General features: G+C 45.9%; 3 protein-coding genes. 1 reads left to right on the top strand and 2 read right to left on the bottom strand.

Annotated elements, in window-relative coordinates; translation table 11 throughout:
* Positions 1-119: 119 nt before the first annotated feature.
* Positions 120-1,457: a sigma-54 dependent transcriptional regulator gene (locus BZG79_RS13650; protein WP_077774674.1), complete on the top strand. Its 1,338-nt coding sequence runs from the start codon at positions 120-122 to the stop codon at positions 1,455-1,457.
* A 34-nt stretch (positions 1,458-1,491) separates the two neighbouring features.
* Here BZG79_RS13650 and BZG79_RS13645 read toward each other — a convergent pair whose 3' ends face one another.
* A complete protein-coding gene (locus tag BZG79_RS13645) occupies positions 1,492-1,923 on the bottom strand; it encodes a PACE efflux transporter (RefSeq protein WP_077774673.1) in 432 nt (143 codons plus the stop codon).
* Between the two features lie 82 nt (positions 1,924-2,005).
* Entirely contained in the window at positions 2,006-2,728 is a 723-nt protein-coding gene (locus BZG79_RS13640) for a GntR family transcriptional regulator (protein WP_077774672.1), read from the bottom strand.
* Positions 2,729-2,866: the final 138 nt, after the last annotated feature.

Raw genomic sequence — 2,866 nt, 5'->3', positions numbered from 1 at the left:
AATAATGCTTATGGTGTCCAGCTGATGTCTCTTTATTGAGACAGATTTAAAATCGGCCATCTTTATAATAAGGCTTTGTTTGGCAAGTAGTATGACAGACTGGATGTAAGGCAGGTGTTATGGGATTTGATGCAGGGAGTGACAAAACCTTAAGCTCACTCGTGGTGGTCGGTGGCGCTTATGAGCCTTGGCTGGCAACCCTTGAGCAAGCTGGCTGGCATTGTCATCGCTGCTATGATTTGCGTGCTGCGCAGTCATTGTTACAAGATATCGGCCCTTGTATTGGTATTGTTGATCTCAGCCATAACGACTTTAGCCTCAATGGTGTCGCTTCGCTGGTTAACCGTAACAAGCAGGTGCGTTGGTTAGCCTTGGTGAGAGAAAATCAGCTTACTAATGAAGCGATCTGCCAGTTTATTGTCAGTTTCTGTATTGACTACTTCACCTCACCTGTTCCTAATTCGCAACTGATGAGTACCATTGGTCACCAACTCGGTATGCTGCGTCTTGAGCGCCATGTCTGGCCACAACTCGGTGATCACAGTGATATGGGATTAGAGGGAAAGAGCCCGGCGATGAAAAAGTTGCGTGATCAAGTACGTCGTGTCGCGCCAACCGATGTGTCTGTGTTAATCGCCGGCGAGAGCGGTACCGGTAAAGAGCTAGTGGCACAAGCGATTCATCATGCATCTACTCGTGCGAAAGCGCCGTTTGAGTCGGTGAAATGCTCGGCGTTAGCCGATGAGTCGATGCAGCATGCGTTGCTGGGCGATGAAAAGATGCCAGGGAAAATCCGCCAGTGTCATAAAAGCACCTTGTTTTTTGATGAAATTGGCGACTTACCCCTGCACTTACAAGGGCACTTACTGCATTTGCTGCAAGAAGGCACCTTGGATATCACCCATGACCAATATAATCGTGATCTCGATGTGCGCGTGATTGCCTCCACCCATATGGATTTAGAGAAGCGTGTCGCCGAAGGATTATTTCGTGAAGACTTGTATTATCGATTGAATGTGCTGCGTATTAATATGCCGGCGCTCAAAGATCGCCAGTCCGATGTGCCTGAGTTAGCAGAGTATTTTTTGCTTAAGTTTGCACGTCAATATAATACGCAAGCACGAACCTTTTCTGATGAAGCCAAGCGCGTACTGAGCAGTTATTCGTGGCCGGGCAATGTGCGCGAGCTTATCAACCAGGTGAAGCGCGCGGTATTGCTGGCCGATCATCTGGTGATTGATGCTGAGCACTTAGATCTTCCTCGTCAGGGTGATTATAAACAAAGCTTACGTAAAATCCGTGAAGAGTCGGAACGCGATGCGTTAATTGCCGTGCTAGAGGAAAATAAGGGACAAGTATCGGCCGCGGCTAAAGAGCTCGGTGTTTCACGTGCGACCATGTATCGGCTTTTAAATAAACACAATTTGATCCCCGCGCCACGCACGTTTCGTCAATAAACCTTTTGACGTATTTCTATGAAGGTTAATGTACTCAGCCTTGTTTTGAGTGGGGAGCTGGGATCGGAAACAAATAGYCATACAGCCAGTTATAAACAAACGCATAAATCAGATAAAAAATGACGAGCCCAATATCCATGCTCAGAGCTTGCCAAAAGCTCATCGACAACCACCACATGATAAAGGGGATAGTGGCGACCAGAAGCCCAGCCTCAAAAAGTAAAGCATGCAACAGACGCAAGGGGAGGGTTTTGATCACCGAGCCCCGCCGCGCTAACATCGCTTTATCAAAGCCAATGTTGTAGACATAATTCCAGAAGGTGGCGAGAACTGAAAAAATCGCCCCCATCACGCCAAGGTGACCGATCCCAGCCCCAAGGATCCAATTGAGCCCCAAGACCACCAAGATCAAGCCCGTTAGTTCAAAACCGATAGCATGGCGCCATCTATCTGCCTGTGTTCTCATCAAGTTGCCGCGTTAGGTTGGATAATACGGCCAGATTACATGGAATGGACGGCAACGCAACCGAGATAAATGTGATAGTGACTTACTGCGCTGTTGTTTGACGATGTGCGATAAACTCGAAGCYATATTGATATAAACGAAAATAGTTCACTGTATACTCAAATGGCGTGCCATCAACTAATTCACTCACCGATTCAACACGTAAAATAGGTGTGTTTTCTTTGGTATTCAATAGATCAGCGAGCGATATAGAGGTGCTATCTGGCCAAACGCACTGTCGACTTTTGGCGATCTGCATTCCTTTTTGGTGCTCTATATAATCATATTTTGATGTTTGCATGATATCGATACTAAGGTCGGTAAACATGGTAACCGGCAGATAGGTGCATTCTAGAATTTCTGGCTCATCATCGATCAAGCGAAGACGTTGTATCGCATAGATTAATGTGCCTTCCTCAAGATTTAATTTACTAGCAATCGCGTGACTACAAGGACACGTTTCAAACGCAATCACCTTTGAACTTGGGATCTTTCCTTGTGCGGATACTTCTTCGATAAACCCCATTAGTTGAAAGGCATTATGTTGTGCTTTTGGCGCTTTTACATAGCTACCACTGCCTCTCACTCGATAAAGCAGTTCATTATCGACCAATACTTTCATTGCCTTACGTATCGTGACGCGGCTGACATCATAGGTTGCTTGTAGTTCTGCTTCTGTGGGCATCATCGCGCCCGGTGTCAGGGTGCCATCTTTAATCTGCTCAGTGAGTAAATCGGCAATTTGCATGTAGCGAGGTTTCAACATGTCGGCTCCTTTTAGCTGCGCCCCCATCATAACAAACTGTGATCGATAATACATTTAAAGTACATAAATAGATTCTTATCGTGCCCCTGATCAATAAATGACCCCTTGTGTATTTTTAAAGTATCTTTAATGTAATAC

Origin of the sequence: Salinivibrio sp. MA427 (assembly GCF_001996115.1) — a bacterium.
GTDB classification, from domain to species: domain Bacteria; phylum Pseudomonadota; class Gammaproteobacteria; order Enterobacterales; family Vibrionaceae; genus Salinivibrio; species Salinivibrio costicola.
Note: the sequence above shows the minus strand (reverse complement) of the source record. Positions and strands in the feature narration are given on the sequence as shown.

Bases quoted from the DNA above. Each gene is read 5' to 3' on its own strand.
- BZG79_RS13650 (WP_077774674.1), top strand. From the start codon at position 120: ATGGGATTTGATGCAGGGAGTGACAAAACCTTAAGCTCACTCGTGGTG.